This is a genomic window from Agrobacterium sp. 22-210-1 (genome assembly GCF_053522525.1).
Map to the genome: position 1 here is coordinate 2,089,689 of NZ_JBNWCI010000001.1, position 17,554 is coordinate 2,107,242.

15 protein-coding genes are annotated in these 17,554 nt (G+C 59.4%); 8 read left to right on the top strand and 7 right to left on the bottom strand.

Features of this window, described 5'->3' with window-relative positions; translation table 11 throughout:
* Nucleotides 1–27: 27 nt before the first annotated feature.
* Nucleotides 28–1,692, top strand: a complete 1,665-nt coding sequence (locus tag ACQZ5F_RS10505) for an ABC transporter permease (RefSeq protein WP_225339459.1) — start codon at nt 28–30, stop codon at nt 1,690–1,692.
* 311 nt (nt 1,693–2,003) lie between these two features.
* Here the strand turns inward: ACQZ5F_RS10505 and ACQZ5F_RS10510 are convergent, their stop codons facing one another.
* The 5 genes from ACQZ5F_RS10510 to ACQZ5F_RS10530 form a co-directional block, all read right to left on the bottom strand.
* A complete protein-coding gene (locus ACQZ5F_RS10510) occupies nt 2,004–2,816 on the bottom strand; it encodes an ABC transporter permease (protein ID WP_046800630.1) in 813 nt (270 codons plus the stop codon).
* A 4-nt stretch (nt 2,817–2,820) separates the two neighbouring features.
* The gene (locus tag ACQZ5F_RS10515) at nt 2,821–3,729 is read right to left on the bottom strand and encodes an ABC transporter permease subunit (protein WP_046800629.1); all 909 of its coding nucleotides are present in this window, start codon (nt 3,727–3,729) and stop codon (nt 2,821–2,823) included.
* Nucleotides 3,730–3,740: 11 nt separating this feature from the next.
* Complete coding sequence (locus tag ACQZ5F_RS10520) at nt 3,741–4,898, bottom strand: ABC transporter ATP-binding protein (protein WP_046800628.1); 1,158 nt, start codon at nt 4,896–4,898, stop codon at nt 3,741–3,743.
* A gap of 132 nt (nt 4,899–5,030) precedes the next feature.
* The gene (locus ACQZ5F_RS10525) at nt 5,031–6,128 is read right to left on the bottom strand and encodes a polyamine ABC transporter substrate-binding protein (RefSeq protein WP_046800627.1); all 1,098 of its coding nucleotides are present in this window, start codon (nt 6,126–6,128) and stop codon (nt 5,031–5,033) included.
* A gap of 152 nt (nt 6,129–6,280) precedes the next feature.
* Nucleotides 6,281–7,696 carry a helix-turn-helix domain-containing protein gene (locus ACQZ5F_RS10530; protein WP_225339460.1) on the bottom strand — a complete coding sequence of 472 codons (1,416 nt, stop codon included), beginning with the start codon at nt 7,694–7,696 and terminating at the stop codon, nt 6,281–6,283.
* A gap of 254 nt (nt 7,697–7,950) precedes the next feature.
* On the opposite strand from ACQZ5F_RS10530, the gene aceA reads away from it, so the two are divergent.
* Nucleotides 7,951–9,240, top strand: a complete 1,290-nt coding sequence (aceA, locus tag ACQZ5F_RS10535) for an isocitrate lyase (RefSeq protein WP_225339461.1) — start codon at nt 7,951–7,953, stop codon at nt 9,238–9,240.
* A gap of 162 nt (nt 9,241–9,402) precedes the next feature.
* Nucleotides 9,403–9,657 carry an SMc00767 family acetate metabolism repressor gene (locus ACQZ5F_RS10540; RefSeq protein WP_046800624.1) on the top strand — a complete coding sequence of 85 codons (255 nt, stop codon included), beginning with the start codon at nt 9,403–9,405 and terminating at the stop codon, nt 9,655–9,657.
* A 66-nt stretch (nt 9,658–9,723) separates the two neighbouring features.
* Here the strand turns inward: ACQZ5F_RS10540 and ACQZ5F_RS10545 are convergent, their stop codons facing one another.
* The gene (locus tag ACQZ5F_RS10545) at nt 9,724–10,596 is read right to left on the bottom strand and encodes a LysR family transcriptional regulator (protein ID WP_046800623.1); all 873 of its coding nucleotides are present in this window, start codon (nt 10,594–10,596) and stop codon (nt 9,724–9,726) included.
* Between ACQZ5F_RS10545 and ACQZ5F_RS10550 the strand changes: the two genes are divergently transcribed.
* Nucleotides 10,595–11,029 carry a hypothetical protein gene (locus tag ACQZ5F_RS10550; protein WP_225339462.1) on the top strand — a complete coding sequence of 145 codons (435 nt, stop codon included), beginning with the start codon at nt 10,595–10,597 and terminating at the stop codon, nt 11,027–11,029. The two genes, ACQZ5F_RS10545 and ACQZ5F_RS10550, sit on opposite strands and share 2 nt — an antisense overlap.
* 110 nt (nt 11,030–11,139) lie before the next feature.
* Here the strand turns inward: ACQZ5F_RS10550 and ACQZ5F_RS10555 are convergent, their stop codons facing one another.
* The gene (locus ACQZ5F_RS10555) at nt 11,140–12,324 is read right to left on the bottom strand and encodes a BaiN/RdsA family NAD(P)/FAD-dependent oxidoreductase (protein ID WP_225339463.1); all 1,185 of its coding nucleotides are present in this window, start codon (nt 12,322–12,324) and stop codon (nt 11,140–11,142) included.
* A 123-nt stretch (nt 12,325–12,447) separates the two neighbouring features.
* Between ACQZ5F_RS10555 and ACQZ5F_RS10560 the strand changes: the two genes are divergently transcribed.
* From ACQZ5F_RS10560 to pgl, 4 genes are all read left to right on the top strand, one after another.
* The gene (locus ACQZ5F_RS10560) at nt 12,448–13,884 is read left to right on the top strand and encodes a glutamine synthetase family protein (RefSeq protein WP_046800620.1); all 1,437 of its coding nucleotides are present in this window, start codon (nt 12,448–12,450) and stop codon (nt 13,882–13,884) included.
* 12 nt (nt 13,885–13,896) lie between these two features.
* Entirely contained in the window at nt 13,897–15,183 is a 1,287-nt protein-coding gene (locus tag ACQZ5F_RS10565; protein WP_448730470.1) for an NAD(P)/FAD-dependent oxidoreductase, read from the top strand.
* A gap of 136 nt (nt 15,184–15,319) precedes the next feature.
* Nucleotides 15,320–16,795 (top strand): glucose-6-phosphate dehydrogenase, encoded by a 1,476-nt coding sequence (gene zwf / locus ACQZ5F_RS10570; RefSeq protein WP_046800618.1) that lies wholly within the window; start codon nt 15,320–15,322, stop codon nt 16,793–16,795.
* 11 nt (nt 16,796–16,806) lie between these two features.
* Nucleotides 16,807–17,505 (top strand): 6-phosphogluconolactonase, encoded by a 699-nt coding sequence (pgl, locus tag ACQZ5F_RS10575; RefSeq protein ID WP_046800739.1) that lies wholly within the window; start codon nt 16,807–16,809, stop codon nt 17,503–17,505.
* Nucleotides 17,506–17,554: the final 49 nt, after the last annotated feature.

Consider the following 17,554-nt stretch of genomic DNA (forward strand, 5'->3'; position numbering starts at 1 on the left):
CTCGAGGCTTTCGCAAGACAGGCCCGCATGCCCATGACGGTTTCCCTTCCAGCCACAAAACGCGTTTCGATACTGCCTGTCGCGGCGATCATCGTCGCGGCCATTGCCGCCATGCCCATTCTGGCGATCTTCTGGCTGGCGCTGACCGGCAGTACGGAAGGATGGCAACATCTTCTCGCCAATGTCCTGCCGCGCGCGGGGTTTCGCACCTTCCTATTGCTAGGAATGACAGCCGCGACGACGGCCTTTTTCGGCATAGCCTGCGCATGGCTCGTCACGACATTCGAATTTCCGCTGCGGCGTCTGTTGTCTGCGGCACTCGTGCTGCCACTTGCCATTCCTTCCTATCTGGCTGCCTATGCCTTCGGCGAGTTCCTTGATTTCACCGGCCCGGTGCAGAGCGCAATTCGCGCCGCCTTCGATTATCACAGCATCCGCGATTACTGGTTTCCCGACATACGCTCGCTTGGCGGCGCGGTGATCGTCCTGAGTTCGGTGCTTTACCCCTATGTCTATCTGTCGGCCCGCGCCGCCTTTTCCATGCAGGGCCGGTTTGCGGCGGAAGCGGCCCGCACGCTTGGCGCAAAGCCGCTCAGCGTGTTCTTTTCCGTGCAATTGCCGATGGCACGGCCAGCGATTGCCATCGGGCTTTCGCTCGTCTTGATGGAGACGCTGAACGATATCGGTGCGGTTGAATATCTCGGTGTCCAGACGCTGACCTTCACCATTTACGAGACCTGGCTCAATCGCGGCAATCTCGCCAATGCGACGCAGATCGCCGCCGTCATCCTCATCATCGTCGGCGCGCTGATCGTCATCGAACGCAATGCCCGCGAAAAACAGCGCTTCGGCGCGCCGAAGGCGACAAGCATGGCGCAGCGTCACCGGCTGAAGGCGCTCACCGGCTGGCGGCGCTGGTGCGCGAGCCTGTTCTGCTTCGTTCCTGTCGCGAGCGGCTTTTTCATTCCCGTCATCGTGCTCGGCGGTTACGCCACCAGGAGGCTCGACGCACTGTTTGCGCCGAAGCTTCTGAAAGCGCTCGGACACAGTCTCGAAGTCTCGTTTTCCGCCGCCTTGGTGACGCTGATAGCCGCCTTCGTGTTTTCCTATGCCATCCGCACCGAGCGCTCGCGCACCTCGAAGGTGGCCGCCCGCTTCGGTTCCATGGGATATGGCGTGCCGGGAACCGTGCTCGCCATCGGGGTGCTCATTCCGCTGGCCAGTCTCGACAATGGCGTCGATGGCTTCATCCGCACGCATTTCGGCTTTTCCAGCGGGCTGCTGCTTTCCGGCACCGCCTTCGCCATCATCTATGCGCATAGCGTGCGCTTCATGACCATGGCGGAAGGCACGCTCGATGCCGGTTTCCAGAAGCTTTCGCCGCATATCGACATGGCCTCGCGCACGCTTGGGCGCAATCGTTTGCAGACGCTGTTCAAGGTGCTGTTGCCGAATATGCGGCCGGCGGCGCTGACTGCTTTTCTGCTGGTGCTGATCGAATCCATGAAGGAACTGCCGGCGACCATCCTGCTCAGGCCTTTCGGTTTCAACACGCTTGCCACGCTGGTCTATGAGGATGCATCCCGCTCCAGGGTGCAGGATGCCGCCGTTCCGGCGATCATCATCATCATCGCCGGGCTTATTCCCGTGCTTCTCGTCTCGAAATCCATGGATCATCCGGAAAACAGCTGAGCAGCGCCCGGTATCGCGGCAAAAAGAAAGGCGGCCTTTCGGCCGCCTGTATTAGTTGTGCTTTTTTTAACGAGAGAAAGGGGGACAACCTCGCCATATGGAAATTATCAATCCCGGCCGTCAGAATTTGACAACCCTGCGTTAGGTTTACTTTCCGCCAACTCCTATTAACAAGCGGTTAAAACCAAAATCGAGCAATTACCGACGATAATTCCTATTTTGAGACCGTAGAGTCCCAAAACTAAATTACAGGTTTCTAATTTTATTGCGATTTCAACAGTAACGTGAGGAAATCGAAGCAGAGCCGATAATCAGTTGCGGGCGGCGGCGTGCTCGTCCCGCATCCGCTGCAGTTCGGTGCGTTTGGACGTGATGGAGGTGACAATGACGCCGATCGTCACAAGACCGATGAGGATCGTGCAGATGGCATTGATTTCCGGCGTCACCCCAAGACGTACCTGCGAGTAAATCTTGATCGGCAGCGTGGTTGCGCCGGGGCCTGTGGCGAAGCTGGCGATCACCAGATCGTCGAGCGACAGCGTAAACGCCAGCATCCAGCCGGCGATGACGGCTGGGAAGATCAATGGCAGGGTGATGCGGAAGAAGGTCTTCACCGGTGGGCAGCCGAGATCAAGTGCGGCTTCCTCAAGGCTGCGGTCGAAGGTGAGCAGGCGCGACTGCACAACGATCGCCACATAACACATGGTGAAGGTGGTGTGAGCGATGACCACCGTCCAGAAACCACGATCCACCCCGACAGCCACGAACAGCAGCAGCAACGACAGGCCGGTAATAACCTCCGGCATGACGAGCGGCGCATAGATCATGCCGGAAAACAGCACGCGCCCCGGGAAGCGCGCAAAACGGGTGAGCGACAGGGCCGCCAGTGTTCCGAGGATGGTGCCGATGGTGGCGCTTAAGATACCGACACGCAGCGTCACCCAGGCGGCATCCATCAGCCCCTGGTTCGACCACATGGACCTGTACCATTGCAGCGAGAAGCCGCCCCAGACCGTCACCAGTTTGGAGGCATTGAAGGAATAAACGATCAGGATGATGATCGGGATATAAAGAAAGGCAAAACCGAGTGTGAGAACGGTGATGTCGAATTTTCCGCGCTTCATGGCCTCACCCCACCTTCTTCTGCTGGTTCTGGAAGATGGCAATCGGCACCACCAGCAACAACAGGAGCAGCACGGCCACGGCCGATGCCAAAGGCCAGTCGCGGTTGCCGAAGAATTCCGTCCAGAGCGTCTTGCCGATCATCAATGTCTGCGCGCCGCCGAGCAGATCGGGAATAACGAATTCGCCTGTTATCGGGATGAAGCAGATCATCGACCCGGCGACAACACCCGGCAGCGACAGCGGGAAAGTGATCTTCCAGAAGGCTTTCCATGGCGGGCAGCCAAGATCGGCCGCCGCTTCCAATAGCGTATTGTCGAGCTTTTCCAGCGCTGAATAAAGCGGCAGCACCATGAAAGGCAGATAGGAATAAACGATGCCGATGAAGATCGCCGTCTCGGTGCGGAAAATATTGACCTGTTGGTCGGGTCCGAGAAAACCGAGCCACTGAAACAGCACCGTCAGCAGGCCTTCCGGCTTCAGAATGCCGATCCAGGCGTAAACGCGGATCAGGAACGACGTCCAGAACGGCAGGATCACCAGCATCACCAGCGTCGGCCGCACCGATGACGGCGCGCGCGCCATGGCCAGCGCCATGGGATAACCGATCAGCAGAAGCAGGCAAGTGGAGATGAAGGCGATGCGCAACGACGACAGATAGGCGTCGATGTAGAGCGGGTCTTCCGTCAGGAACAGATAATTTTCGAAATCCAGCTGCGAGAAGAACGCGCCGAGCTTCGAAAAGCCTTCGAAGACCGGCGTGTAGGGCGGCATGGATATGGCCGTATCCGACAGCGAGATCTTGAAGATGATGAAAAACGGCGCTGCGAAAAACAACAGCAGCCAGAAATAGGGAACCGCAACGACCAGCCAGCGCCAGGGGCTTTGCCGGTTTTCGGGAGTGGTGACCGCCATGAAAGCCTCCCTCAGCGCGTCAGGACAAGACCTGAATCCGGTTTCCAGTTCAGCCACACCATATCGCCGAAGGTGATCGGGCGATCAACGAGACGTGACACATTCGCCTGCGCCGCGCGGAGGACACGGCCATCGGCGAGCTTGACGATGAAGACCGAGAAGTCACCGAGATAACCAATATCCCAGACCTCGCCATAGGCGGAATTGACGCTGCTGTCAGCCGGTTGGTCGAGCGAGATGCGGACCTTTTCCGGGCGGATGGCGTAAGCCACCTGACTGCCGGTCGCCGCAGCGCATTCCTGCTCCACCGCCACTTTCAGCCCGTCGCAATCGAGCGTCACCAGACCCGGCTTGCCGATATCGGAGGCATTGGCGACGACATTGGCGTCGAAAATATTGATGTCGCCAATGAAGTCAGCCACGTAGCGGCTGTTCGGCGCCTCGTAAATCTCGGCCGGCGTCGCCACCTGCACGACATTGCCCTTGTCCATGACGGCGATGCGATCCGACACCGTCATCGCCTCTTCCTGATCATGGGTGACGATCAGGAAGGTGAGGCCGAGATTGGTCTGGATGTCCATCAGCTCGAATTGGGTTTCCTCGCGCAACTTCTTGTCGAGCGCGCCGAGCGGTTCGTCGAGCAACAACACCTTCGGCCGCTTGGCAAGCGAACGGGCGAGCGCCACGCGCTGCCGCTGGCCGCCCGACAGCTGGCTCGGCTTGCGTTTGGCGAATTCCGTGAGTTTGACGAGCCGCAGCATTTCCTCGACGCGGGCGGCGATTTCCGCTTTCGGCAAGCCGTCCTGTTCGAGACCGAAGGCGATGTTCTTCTCCACCGACATATGCGGGAAAAGTGCATAGGACTGGAACATCATATTGGTCGGGCGCTTATAGGGCGGTACGCCGGAAATATCCTTGCCCTGCAGCAGGATGCGTCCATCCGTCGGCTCCTCGAAACCAGCCAGCATGCGCATCAGCGTGGTCTTGCCGCAGCCCGACGGACCGAGCAGCGAGAAGAACTCGCGTTCATAGATATCGAGCGTCAGATTGTTGACGGCGACGAAATCGCCGAAACGCTTGGTGACGTTTTCAAAGCGGATGAAGGGAACCGCATCGGGGTTGTCCCACGGGCTGAATTTGCGTTTGACCGGCCCCAGAGTTTTCGCCATTCACCCTACCCTCAAATCCCGTTGGTCTTTCGATCGATGCTTCGGGGCGGGCAGCGCCGGCAGGGTGACCTGCCGGCAAAGCTATCAGAGAAACAGGCCCGCCGGCCGTTCCTCAGCCAGCGGACGGAGATGTCAGCTGCCGGTCTTTATCTGCGTCCAGACGCGGTTCAGCACGCGCTGTTCCTTCGGTCCGTAAGGCGAGATGGTGAAGAGCTTCTTCATGGTCTCGGCATCGGGATAGACCGCAGGATTTTTCGAAACCGACTCATCCATCAGCGCCTGCGAGGCAAGGTTGCCGTTGGCGTATTGAACGTAGTTCGACGCCTTGGCGATAACTTCCGGCCGCATCAGATAATTGATGAAGGCATGTGCTTCCTCGACATTCTTGGCATCCGCCGGGATGGCAAGGTTGTCGAACCACATATACGTGCCTTCCTTCGGGATGACATAGTTCACTTCGACGCCGTTCTTGGCTTCCTCGGCGCGGCTTTTCGCCTGCAGGATATCGCCCGACCAGCCGATGGTGATGCAGCTGTCGCCATTCGCGAGTTCGTCGATATAGGCGGAGGAATTAAACGTCTTCACATAGGGGCGAATCTTCGAATAGACCTCGCCGCCCGCTTCCAGATCGGCGGTTTCCTTGCTGTCGGGGTTCTTGCCGAGATAATTCATCGCAATGGCGAAGGTTTCGTCCGAAGCATCGAGAATATTGACGCCGCAGGATTTCAGCTTTTCGGCATTTTCCGGCTTGAAGAGAATATCCCAGCTGTCGACCGGAACATCGCCGAGCGCCGCCTTCACCTTGGCGACGTTATAACCGATGCCTGTGGTGCCCCACATGTAGTTCACGGCATATTCGTTGCCGGGGTCGTATTTCGCCAGGCGCTCGGAGACTTCAGGCCACATGTTCTTCAGATTCGGCAACTTGGACTTGTCGAGCTTCTGGAACACCCCGGCATTGATCTGGCGGGCGAGGAAGGGGCCGGTCGGCACCACGACATCATAACCGGAGCTGCCGGCCAGAAGCTTGGTTTCCACAAGCTCGTTGCTGTCGAACACGTCGTAAACGACCTTGATGCCGGTTTCCTTGGTGAAATCGGCAAGCACTGATTCGTCAATATAATCCGACCAGTTATAGACGTGGACGACCTTTTCCTGGGCCATTGCCGAGCCTGCTGCAACGAGCGCGGTGGTGAGAGCCAAGGTCAGGCGGAGAGAACGGTTTTTCATGATGTCTCCTGTTAACGCATCCTCACGGTGGGAGCGTGATCCCCTTTTTTGGGAGAGACTAGAAAGGAAAACAAAAGGGAGCAAGCGGGAAATGTGCAGCACAGCATTTTCAACCGAATGTTTTCCGGCCACAAAAAAGCGAATGGAAACACCTACTGGAAGTCGAAAACACTGAGACCGGTGACCATTTCATCGAGGCCGAGCGGCCTTGTGAGCGGCGCTTCTGCCCGCGACAGACAGCCCTGCCTTTCGCACAGACGGCACGAGGGGCCGACAGCGACGGGCGCGGCACCCGATGCGGCGGGGCCATAGACGGTGTCTCCGGCCTGGGCGAGATCGCAGCCAAGAAGCACCGCCGTGCGCCTTACCCTTTCACCGAAGCCCGCCTGCGGACCTTCCAGCGTGCGCGAAACAGAGAGGAAAGCGTCACCGTCAGGCATTTCCACCGCTTCCACCAGCACCTGTCCCGGCTGGGCAAAAGCGGCATGGATATTGAGCCGCGGACAGAGGCCGCCGAAACGCGCCCTTGGAAAACCGCTGGCCCCTGCAAGGCGGAAACGGTTGCCGGCATTGTCGATCTCCATCAGGAAAAACGGGATCGCCGCGGCTGACGGCCGTTGCAGGCTGACGAGGCGGTTGGCTGCCTGTTCAAAAGAAACGTTGAAGCGCGACCGCAAAACCTCGAGATCGTATTTCGCCCGCTGGGCGGCGCTCAGGAACGCGCCATAGGGCATCATCAACGCATGGGCGGCATATCGCGCCAGTTCGAAACGGGCGATGCGCCGGGCTTCCTCGCCCTTCAGGCCAAGCGCTTCCAGTTCTGCACCGATCTCTTCGCGAAGGGCCAGAAGACAGGTCTCCATCGCCATTTCCCGCAGCTGATCCGGCTGCGACAGGCGCTCGGACAAAAACAGCCGCATGGAATGGCGGTCATAACGTCGCCGCAGATTGGGCATGGCATGCACTGGCAGGGTTCTGACGACGATGCCGTGGTTTTTCTGTAGCCATGCGCGCAGACCGGAGGCGAGATCATCGCCGGTCGACAATTGTTTATGGAGTTCTTCAGCCGCCGCATCGATGGAATGAAAATATGCCGGGCGGTTTTCAAAGACGTGCCGCACCTCGTCGATCGGCAGACGGGTGGAGGAAAGCGCCGTTTCATGCCCCTCGCGCGCCAGAAGATCGGAAAGATCCGAAAGGCGCTGCGCCTGCTCCCGATAGGCCCGGTAAAGCTTGAGGACACCGCTTGCCGCATTGGGCGCGGCATCGGCAACCTCGATCAACTCCTGCGGTGACGGCACCTCGCCCACCAGCAGCGGATCGGCGAAGACCTCGCGCAGCTGCCCGGCGGAACCGGCGCTTTCGCCCTGCAGATCATCCAGATCGACCTTATAGACCGAGGCAAGCTTCAAAAGCAGCTGCACTGTGAGCGGTCGCTGGTTGCGCTCGATGAGATTAAGATAGGACGGCGAAATCGCCAGCGCCTCGGCCATGGCCGTCTGCGTCAGCCCCAGACCATTGCGAATGCGGCGCACGCGCGGGCCTGCAAAAATCTTGTTTTCCGACACCGCCTCACCCCCTGTGCCTGCGACTCATACAAATCTGTTACAAATTCTTGGGGCGAAGGACTTTTACAAAATTTACAATTTTACATCTCCACCCTGTCACGCACACTACAGGATAACCTCTTTCAAGTCACTGTTTTTGTGTTTGTTCTGGCGCTCAAATCTCGAAAAATGTAAATGTAGTCACATCAAACGGCGCCATATGATGTTGAATTCGGCCCGTTACGGAAACCGCATTTATCATGGGAGAGAGAAGTATGACGGATTTTTACAAACTTGTTCCGGGTGCACCGCAGGGACGTTTCGACGGCATTGAGCGCACTTACACTGCCGCCGATGTCGAGCGGCTGCGCGGCTCCGTCGAAATCCGCCATTCGCTGGCCGAAATGGGCGCCAACCGGCTGTGGAAGCTGATCAACGAGGAAAATTTCGTCAATGCGCTCGGTGCGCTTTCCGGCAACCAGGCCATGCAGATGGTTCGTGCCGGGCTGAAGGCGATCTATCTTTCCGGCTGGCAGGTTGCTGCGGATGCCAATACGGCATCGGCCATGTATCCGGACCAGTCGCTTTATCCCGCCAATGCCGCACCGGAGCTTGCAAAGCGCATCAACCGCACCTTGCAGCGCGCCGACCAGATCGAGACGGCGGAGGGCAAGGGCCTTTCGGTCGACACCTGGTTCGCGCCGATCGTTGCCGATGCGGAGGCCGGTTTCGGCGGGCCGCTCAATGCCTTCGAGATCATGAAGGCCTTTATCGAGGCGGGTGCTGCGGGTGTTCATTATGAAGACCAGCTGGCATCGGAAAAGAAATGCGGCCATCTCGGCGGCAAGGTCCTGATCCCGACGGCGGCGCATATACGCAACCTGACGGCGGCGCGTCTCGCAGCTGATGTCATGGGTGTGCCGACGCTGGTCATCGCCCGCACGGATGCGGAGGCCGCCAAGCTCCTGACCTCGGATATCGACGAGCGCGACCAGCCCTTCGTGGATTACGATGCCGGCCGCACCGTCGAGGGCTTCTATCAGGTCAAGAACGGTCTCGAACCCTGCATTGCCCGCGCCGTGGCCTATGCGCCCTATTGCGACCTCATCTGGTGCGAGACATCAAAGCCGGATCTCGACCAGGCGCGCAGATTTGCCGAAGGCGTGCACAAGGTGCATCCCGGCAAGAAGCTCGCCTACAATTGCTCGCCGTCGTTCAACTGGAAAAAGAACCTCGACGACGCGACGATTGCCAAGTTCCAGCGCGAGCTGGGTGCGATGGGCTACAAGTTCCAGTTCATCACGCTTGCCGGTTTCCACCAGCTGAATTTCGGCATGTTCGAACTGGCGCGCGGCTACAGGGACCGGCAGATGGCGGCCTATTCCGAGCTTCAGGAAGCGGAATTCGCAGCCGAGGCCAATGGCTACACCGCCACCAAGCACCAGCGCGAAGTCGGCACCGGCTATTTCGACGCCGTGTCTCTGGCGATCTCGGGCGGCACTTCGTCCACGACAGCCATGAAGGAATCCACCGAGCACGACCAGTTCCGCCCGGCGGCCGAATAAATCGAAAAACTGCCCTTCCCGGTGACGGGAAGGGCTTGCAAACTTAGAGCGTAATCCGCTCTAAGTTTTTGTTCAAGCATCGGATTTTCCGAAAACCGCGTAACACTTTTCGGTCCGATGCTCCAATCAAGAACCCCAACCAATAATGAGAGGAGAAATGCCATGAATGCCCATAACCCCATCAAGACCCACGTAAAGGAACGCGCCGAGGAGCAGTCCTCCGCCATGACGCAGGATCAGCAGGCCGCCATCCGCATGCTGGCCAACGATCTGCACCGCCTCAACCAGGCTGTCATGAAAGCCGTTGAGGCCGGCGTTTCCGTCGAGCTGGTCCGCTCGGCCCGCCACCATGGCGGCGGCGGCAACTGGGGCGATCTACTGATCCCTGTTATCGTCGCGCAGGGCGCTGCGGCCTGAAACGGTTAGAGTTTTTCCGCATTTCCGGACGTAAAACCGCGACACACTTTTACTGGAAATGCTCTCTCACGCCGGACGGCTCTTGCGCCCGGCATATAAATCGGAATGTCCCTTGATCAGACGGGTCATCCGGTCCGCCACCGTCCGTATATCGCGGCGGTGGCGATCGTCATTGTTCATGACGATCCATTGATTGTGGCGAAGGGTTTCCATCTCGTCACCTTCCCGAGCAAGCCGGGCATCCGCATCGCCCACGAAGCATGGAAGCACGGCAACGCCTGCCCCCGCCAGCACAAGGTCGAGAAGCGCCGTCGGCCGGTTCACGGTTACCGCGATATCATTGCGGCGGTTCTCATGCGGCCAGCGCAGATAGGTTGAAATGGCGTTTTCCTCCGCCACCGCCAGCCAGCGGTCGGCAACCGATGCAGCAGCATTGCGCAACCTGTAGGGCGCATAGGCCACCTCCCCCGTCTTGATGGCGGCAAGGTTCTTTTCCTGCGGCTCGAAAGCGCGGATACCGATGTCGTTTTCGCGATGGGCAAGAGACGCCCTCTGTTCGGCGATGAAAAGATCGATGCGGAAATCATCGCGGTCGGTACAGATGGCGGAAAAATTCCCGGTCAGCAGCCAGGCGTTCCAGGTGCCGACGGCAATGCGTACAACCGAAGAGGCCGATGACGCCTTCTGCCATCCTTCAACATCCTTTGCCGCATTTTCCATCGCCTGAAGCCGGTCGAACAAAGCGCGGCCATCCGCCGTCAGCGCGTATCCCGTCTGGCTGCGCTGGAACAGGGCCTTGCCAATGCGCTCCTCCAGTTCGACCATGCGCCGCCCGACGGTTGCCGGGCTCAAACCCGTCAGCGCAGCGGCGCCCGTCAGGCCGCCGCTGCGTGACACATCGAGGAAAAGCTGATAGGAATCCCAGGTGACGTTTTTCATGGGTGAAAAACGTAGCGCATTTTCTTGCGCAGATAAATCAAAAAACGGCGTGCACTATGGCCCTCCGCATCACGAGGAGAGTGACATGCACGCGATTTTTGCAGCCCGGATCATCATCGAAAACCAGCAGCCGCGCACCCGGCGCGAGGCCATTCTGCAGGAAGAGAAATTTTATACCGATATGGCGCAGGCATCGCGCCCGTGGCGGCTTTTCAGCGCGCTCATTGGCTTGATAAAGGCGAAGAGCCGTCGATCAGTAAAAGAGAGCGATCAGGGTCGCGAGAGCACCGGCTGCGATAAGGCTCAGGCGAAAGGCCAGCCGCCGGCTCTCGTTGTCAGTGCGGGCGATGGCAATGGCGCGAGGGGTGCGATGTGCAGATCTGTTCATGCGCGGGTTCCTGACGAAAAACTCAACCGACCCATGCCCTGTTAAGAGCCTCCAGCAGGACATCATGTGCAGCGGGAGCGCAATGCGATCCGGCTTTGCTGGCATTCGGTCAGGATGACTCCGCGCCCGTTAACAAGGTGTTAAGACAGGCGGTTTCACGCAAATTCGCCTGCCGCCTGCCCTGAGGCCCAGGCCCACTGGAAGTTATAACCGCCGAGCCAGCCGGTGACATCCACGCATTCGCCGATGAAATAAAGCCCGGGCACGGATTTCGCCGCCATGCTGCGGGAATCGAGGCCCGTCGTATCCACACCGCCAAGCGTGACTTCCGCCGTGCGATAACCTTCCGAACCGGCGGGCTTGATCTGCCAGTCCTGCACCTCGCCCGCCAGCTTTGCCAAAGCCTTGTCGGACATATCGGCCAGATGGCCGGTGAGGCCGGATTGTTCGACGACGTGCTGGGCGAGCCGTTTCGGCAGGATTTCCGACAAAGCGGTCTGGGGCGACTGGCGGCCGTTCTTCTGTTTCGCCTGTTTCAGCAGCGCGGCAATATCGCGACCCGGTTCGAGCTTCAGGCGGATGGCGTCGCCTTCGCGCCAGTAGGAGGAGATTTGCAGGATGGAGGGACCGCTCAAACCGCGATGCGTGAAGAGCAGCGCCTCTTCAAACGAGGTCTTGCCGTGAGAAACCTCGGCTGGAACCGCGACACCGGCAAGCGGGCTCAGCTTTTCCAGCGCGGCAGGATCGAGCGTCAGTGGCACGAGTCCCGGGCGCGTCTCGATGAGCGGCAGGCCGAATTGCTCGGCGATCTGGTAGGCAAAACCGGTCGCGCCCATTTTCGGGATCGACTTAGCCCCTGTCGCCACGACAAGGCTTTCCGCCTCGATGACGCCACCCGACGTCGTCACGCGAAAACGCCCGCCATCGTGAGCGACCGCCGAGACTGACGTTTCGAGCCGCAGCTTCGCATTCACCGCCTGCATTTCGCCAAGCAGCATGCGGATGATGTCCTTGGCGCTGTCATCGCAAAAGAGCTGGCCGAGCGTTTTTTCATGCCAGCCGATGCGATGTTTTTCCACCAGAGCAATGAAATCGCGCGGCGTGTAGCGGGCGAGCGCGGATTTGGCGAAATGCGTGTTCGCGGAGAGATAGTTCTTCGGCCCTGCATGGATATTGGTGAAATTGCAGCGGCCGCCACCGGAAATGCGGATTTTCTCGCCCGGCGCCTTGGCATGGTCGAGAATGACAACGGAGCGGCCGCGCTGGCCGGCGCGGATAGCGCACATCATGCCGGCGGCGCCCGCCCCTAAAATCAGCACGTCACATTTCTCTGTCATCATTCCATCCGATCCGTTTCCTCTCCTCTTTTCGAAGTACTGGCGCTTGTCAATGGCGCTTTCCCCCTCGCCAATTGCCAAACTACGGTTATGATGGCGCCAGTCGAAACACAGACCCGGTGATACATGCCCCCGAAGAAAACCATGCTCCGCCCGAAGAAACAGGCAACCATGGCAAAGACACCTCCCCTCGACCTCTCCTCCACCCGTGGCGTTTCCTCCTGGCGCGAAGCCGCGCAATGGCTGCGGGCGCGCGGGATCGAGGACATAGAATGCATCACGCCCGATCTTGCCGGCGTTGCGCGCGGCAAGATGATGCCGACGGCAAAGTTCACGGGCGACACATCGCTTGCCCTGCCATCCGCGCTCTATCGCCATACAATATCAGGCGAATATCCTGACGAGACGGCGAATTTCCGCTATGAGCCACGCGACAGCGACCTGAAGCTGGTGCCTGATCTTTCCACCTTGTCCGTCGTGCCGTGGGAGAGCGACCCGACCGCGCAGGTGATCTGCGACGTCGTGGATGCCGAGGGCAATTTCGTTCCCTATACGCCGCGCAACGTTTTGAAGAACGTGCTTTCGCTCTACACCGAAAAGGGCTGGAAACCGGTCGTTGCGCCGGAAATCGAATTTTATCTCGTCGCCATGAATGACGATCCGGATTATCCGCTGCATCCGCCGAAAGGCCGTTCCGGCCGGTCGATCGTCGGCGGACAGAGCTATTCGATTGCCGGCATCAACGAGTTCGACGAGCTGATCGACGACATCTATCACTTCTCGGAAAAACAGGGCCTCGAGATCGACACGCTGATCCATGAGGAAGGCCCGGCGCAGCTGGAAATCAACCTGCGGCATGGCGACCCTATCCAGCTCGCCGACCAGGTGTTCCTGTTCAAGCGCACCATCCGCGAGGCGGCGCTGAAGCACGGCATCTACGCCACCTTCATGGCGAAGCCCATGCAGGGCCAGCCGGGTTCGGCCATGCATATCCACCAGTCGGTGGTAGAGATCGACAGCGGCCGCAATATTTTCTCGAACAAGGATGGCGGCCCCTCCAAGGAGTTCTTCTCCTTCGTGGGCGGCATGCAGCGTTATGTGCCCAATGCGCTGGTCATGCTGGCGCCCTATGTGAATTCCTATCGCCGCCTGACGCCTGATATGGCCTGCCCGGTCAACAATGCCTGGGGTTACGACAACCGCACGACCGCCTTCCGGGTGCCGATTTCCAGCCCGCAGGCGCGCCGCGTCGAAAACCGCCTGCCGAGTTCCGACGCCAATCCCTATCTCGCGCTTGCCGCTTCGCTCGGCTGCGGCTGGCTCGGCATCGTCAACAATATCGAGCCGACCGAACCGACCGCCGAGACGGCCAATGAAGGCTCCATCGACCTGCCGCGTGGCCTTCTGGAAGCCGTGGCGCTGCTGGAAGGTGAAGAGCAGTTCGACCGGGTTTTCGGCCATGAATTCGTCGGCCTTTATGCCGGCCTGAAACGTGGGGAATTCGAGACCTTCATGCAGGTCATCAGCCCCTGGGAGCGGGAATTCCTGCTTCTCAACGTGTGAGGAACCCCGAGCATGACATGGCAAAGCCCGATTGCGCCGGGGATTTCCTGGTATCAGGCAACCGTCGGTGAGCGGCCGGACTATCCCGCTCTCGATGGGTCGAGAGAAGTGGATGTCGCGATTATCGGCGGCGGTTATACCGGCCTTCAGGCTGCCTGTAACCTTGCCGAAAACGGCGTCTCGGTCGCCCTCATCGAAGCGCATCGTTTCGGCGATGGCGCTTCCGGCCGCAATGGCGGCCAGTTCGGCACCGGCCAGCGTTCGTTCCCCGACGAAATGGAAGATGAGATCGGCTTCGAGCAATCAAAGCTGCTGTTCGACATTGCCGAGGATGCCAAGAATTACGTGCGCAGCTTCGCCGTCAATCGCGGCATAGACATGGAGTACCTGCCGGGACAGCTTTATGTGGCGCACAAGGCGACCTACGAGGACGACTATCGCAAAAGCGTCGATGCGATGAACAGTCGCTACGGCTATCCGCATATTTCCTACATGGAACGCGGCGAAGCGCGTCAACGCGTCGGCTCCACCCATTATTTCGGCGGCACGCGCGACACCGGCACCGGCCATATCCATCCGCTGAAGCTTTTGGTCGGGCTGGCAAAGGCGGCGAAAGCTGCGGGTGCCAGCATTCACGAAATGACGCCTGCCAGATCCATTCGCCAGTCCGGCGGCAAGACAATCATAAACACGCCCTCCGGCAATCTGACGGCGACAAAGGTGCTGATCGCGACCAATGCCTATATCGGCAATCTGGAGCCGATAACGGCCGCCCATATCATGCCGATCCGCTCCTTTATCGGCGCGACGGCACCTCTCGATGCGTTTCCCGACATCATTCCAGGCCGGGAAGCCGTGGCGGATTCGCGTTTCGTGGTGCGCTATTTCCGCAAGACGGCCGACAACCGGCTGCTTTTCGGTGGACGTGAAGCCTATACGGCCGATACGCCGCGCGACATTTCCAGCCATATCCGCCGGCAGATAGCGGAAATCTATCCCGCACTGAAAAATATCGACATCACCCATTCCTGGGGCGGCTCCGTCGGCATCACCCTGCCGCGACAGGTGTTCGTGCGCGAAGTCATGCCTGATGTCACCTCCATCGGCGGTTATTCCGGTCATGGGGTGATGCTGTCGAATTATTGCGGCAAGCTCTATGCCGATCTCATACTCGGCAAAAAGGACATGCTGGAACCATTTGCGCGGCTGAAGGTGCCCGCATTCCCCGGCGGAACTTCAATGCGCGCGCCGCTGCTTTTCCTGGCGCTATCTTGGTACGCGTTGCGAGACAGGTTTTAGGATAATGTTTACAGCCAGTTACCGAAACAGAACGGGCGAACAAAGCCAAAATTCATAATTTCACATAACTGAGTCTGGCATTTTTAAATCGATTAGATTATTGATGCCCCAACCCTTGAAGATCGAGAGAATCGATATGAGCAGTCAGATCATTCCTGTTGAACCTTTTGATTGTGTCGTTTTTGGCGGCACGGGCGATCTTGCCGAGCGCAAGCTTCTGCCGGCCCTTTATCACCGGCAGGTCGAAGGCCAGTTCACGGAGCCGACCCGCATCATCGGCGCGTCGCGTTCGGTCATGACCCATGAGGAATATCGCAAATTCGCGCAGGACGCGCTGAAGGAGCACCTGAAGGCCGGCGAATATGACGACGCGCAGGTCACGCTCTTCCTCAACCGGCTTTTCTACGTGCCTGTTGATGCCAAGGGCAGCAATGGCTGGGACGTGCTGAAGAAGCTGCTCGATGAGGGCAAGGAGCGCATACGCGCCTTTTATCTGGCCGTCGCGCCGGGCATTTTCGGCGATATCGCCGACAAGATTCGTGAGCACAAGCTCATCACCCGCTCGACCCGCATCGTCGTTGAAAAGCCGATCGGCCGTGACCTCGCTTCCGCGCAGGAACTGAACGACACCATCGGCCACGTCTTCAAGGAAGAGCAGATCTTCCGTATCGACCACTATCTCGGCAAGGAGACGGTGCAGAACCTGATGGCGCTGCGTTTCGCCAACGCGCTTTACGAGCCGCTGTGGAATTCCGCCCATATCGACCACGTGCAGATCACGGTTGCCGAAGCGGTTGGCCTTGAAGGCCGCGCCGGTTATTACGACAAGGCCGGTGCGCTGCGCGACATGGTGCAGAACCATATCCTTCAGCTGCTTTGCCTCGTGGCCATGGAGCCACCCGCATCCATGAATGCGGAAGCCGTGCGTGACGAAAAACTCAAGGTTCTGCGCTCTCTGAAGCCGATCAACACCAGCAATGTCGAAAAGCAGACGGTTCGCGGCCAGTACCGCGCCGGCGCTTCCGCCGGCGGCCCGGTCAAGGGTTATCTGGAAGAGCTGGAAGGCGGCGTTTCCAACACCGAAACCTTCGTCGCCATCAAGGCTGAAATCGCCAACTGGCGCTGGGCTGGCGTTCCCTTCTACATCCGCACCGGCAAGCGCCTCGCGACCCGCGTTTCGGAAATCGTCGTCACCTTCAAGCAGATCCCGCATTCGATCTTCGACGATGCGGCCGGCAAGATCGAGGCCAACAAGCTGGTCATTCGCCTGCAGCCCGATGAAGGCGTCAAGCAGTCGCTGCTCATCAAGGACCCCGGCCCGGGCGGCATGCGCCTGCGTCAGGTGTCGCTGGACATGAGCTTTGCCGAAGCCTTCAACGTGCGCAGCCCCGATGCCTATGAGCGGCTTCTGATGGACACCATCCGCTCCAACCAGACGCTGTTCATGCGCCGCGACGAGGTCGAGGCCGCATGGGACTGGATCGACCCCATTCTCAAGAGCTGGGAAGATCTGGCGCAGGGCGTGCAGGGTTATACCGCCGGCACCTGGGGTCCGAGCGGCTCGATCGCGCTGATCGAGCGCGATGGCCGCACCTGGCACGATGGAGATTGAGGATGACGGAGATGAGTGAGACATTGCATGTCTTCGACAGCGCCGCCGACCTGGCCTCCACGCTGGCGACAGAAGTTGCCAGCCGCCTTTCGGCCGCAACGCAGGAGCGCGGCACGGCGAGCATCGCCGTTTCCGGCGGCTCGACGCCCAAGCTATTTTTCCAGGCGCTTTCCAAACACGATCTCGACTGGCCCAATATCAGCGTGACGCTGGTGGACGAACGCTTCGTGCCGCCGGAAAGCGACCGCTCGAACCATCGCCTGGTTGCCGAGAACCTGTTGCAGGACAAGGCGAAAGCGGCCTATTTCGTGCCGCTTTTCCAGTCGGCGGCCTCGCCGGAGGATGCGGCGACGCTCGCAACCGTCAAGACCGAAGCGATCTGCGATCCTTTCGATGTCGTCATTCTGGGCATGGGAACGGATGGCCATACGGCATCGTTCTTCCCCGGTGGCGACAATCTCTATGAGGCGCTGGACCTTGATGAGCCACGCGGCGTCTTGACCATGGCGGCGGAGAATGCGGGAGAGGAGCGGTTGACCTTCAATTTCTCCAGCCTGCATGACGCCGATTTTCTGGTGCTGCACATTGAAGGCGCAGCCAAGAAGGCGACGCTTGAAAAAGCCCAATCGGGTGAGGATGAGGACGAAATGCCTGTTCGCGCCGTGCTGAACCGGGCAGAAACGCCCGTGGATATATACTGGGCGCCGTAAGCCGAAAGTACCGCCGCACGCGCGGCCCGGCGACAAGCGCCCCGAAGAC

Bases quoted from the DNA above. Each gene is read 5' to 3' on its own strand.
- ACQZ5F_RS10505 (WP_225339459.1), top strand. From the start codon at position 28: ATGCCCATGACGGTTTCCCTTCCAGCCACAAAACGCGTTTCGATACTG.
- ACQZ5F_RS10510 (WP_046800630.1), bottom strand. From the start codon at position 2,816: ATGAAGCGCGGAAAATTCGACATCACCGTTCTCACACTCGGTTTTGCC.
- ACQZ5F_RS10515 (WP_046800629.1), bottom strand. From the start codon at position 3,729: ATGGCGGTCACCACTCCCGAAAACCGGCAAAGCCCCTGGCGCTGGCTG.
- ACQZ5F_RS10520 (WP_046800628.1), bottom strand. From the start codon at position 4,898: ATGGCGAAAACTCTGGGGCCGGTCAAACGCAAATTCAGCCCGTGGGAC.
- ACQZ5F_RS10525 (WP_046800627.1), bottom strand. From the start codon at position 6,128: ATGAAAAACCGTTCTCTCCGCCTGACCTTGGCTCTCACCACCGCGCTC.
- aceA (WP_225339461.1), top strand. From the start codon at position 7,951: ATGACGGATTTTTACAAACTTGTTCCGGGTGCACCGCAGGGACGTTTC.
- ACQZ5F_RS10540 (WP_046800624.1), top strand. From the start codon at position 9,403: ATGAATGCCCATAACCCCATCAAGACCCACGTAAAGGAACGCGCCGAG.
- ACQZ5F_RS10550 (WP_225339462.1), top strand. From the start codon at position 10,595: ATGGGTGAAAAACGTAGCGCATTTTCTTGCGCAGATAAATCAAAAAAC.
- ACQZ5F_RS10545 (WP_046800623.1), bottom strand. From the start codon at position 10,596: ATGAAAAACGTCACCTGGGATTCCTATCAGCTTTTCCTCGATGTGTCA.
- ACQZ5F_RS10555 (WP_225339463.1), bottom strand. From the start codon at position 12,324: ATGATGACAGAGAAATGTGACGTGCTGATTTTAGGGGCGGGCGCCGCC.
- ACQZ5F_RS10560 (WP_046800620.1), top strand. From the start codon at position 12,448: ATGCCCCCGAAGAAAACCATGCTCCGCCCGAAGAAACAGGCAACCATG.
- ACQZ5F_RS10565 (WP_448730470.1), top strand. From the start codon at position 13,897: ATGACATGGCAAAGCCCGATTGCGCCGGGGATTTCCTGGTATCAGGCA.
- zwf (WP_046800618.1), top strand. From the start codon at position 15,320: ATGAGCAGTCAGATCATTCCTGTTGAACCTTTTGATTGTGTCGTTTTT.
- pgl (WP_046800739.1), top strand. From the start codon at position 16,807: ATGAGTGAGACATTGCATGTCTTCGACAGCGCCGCCGACCTGGCCTCC.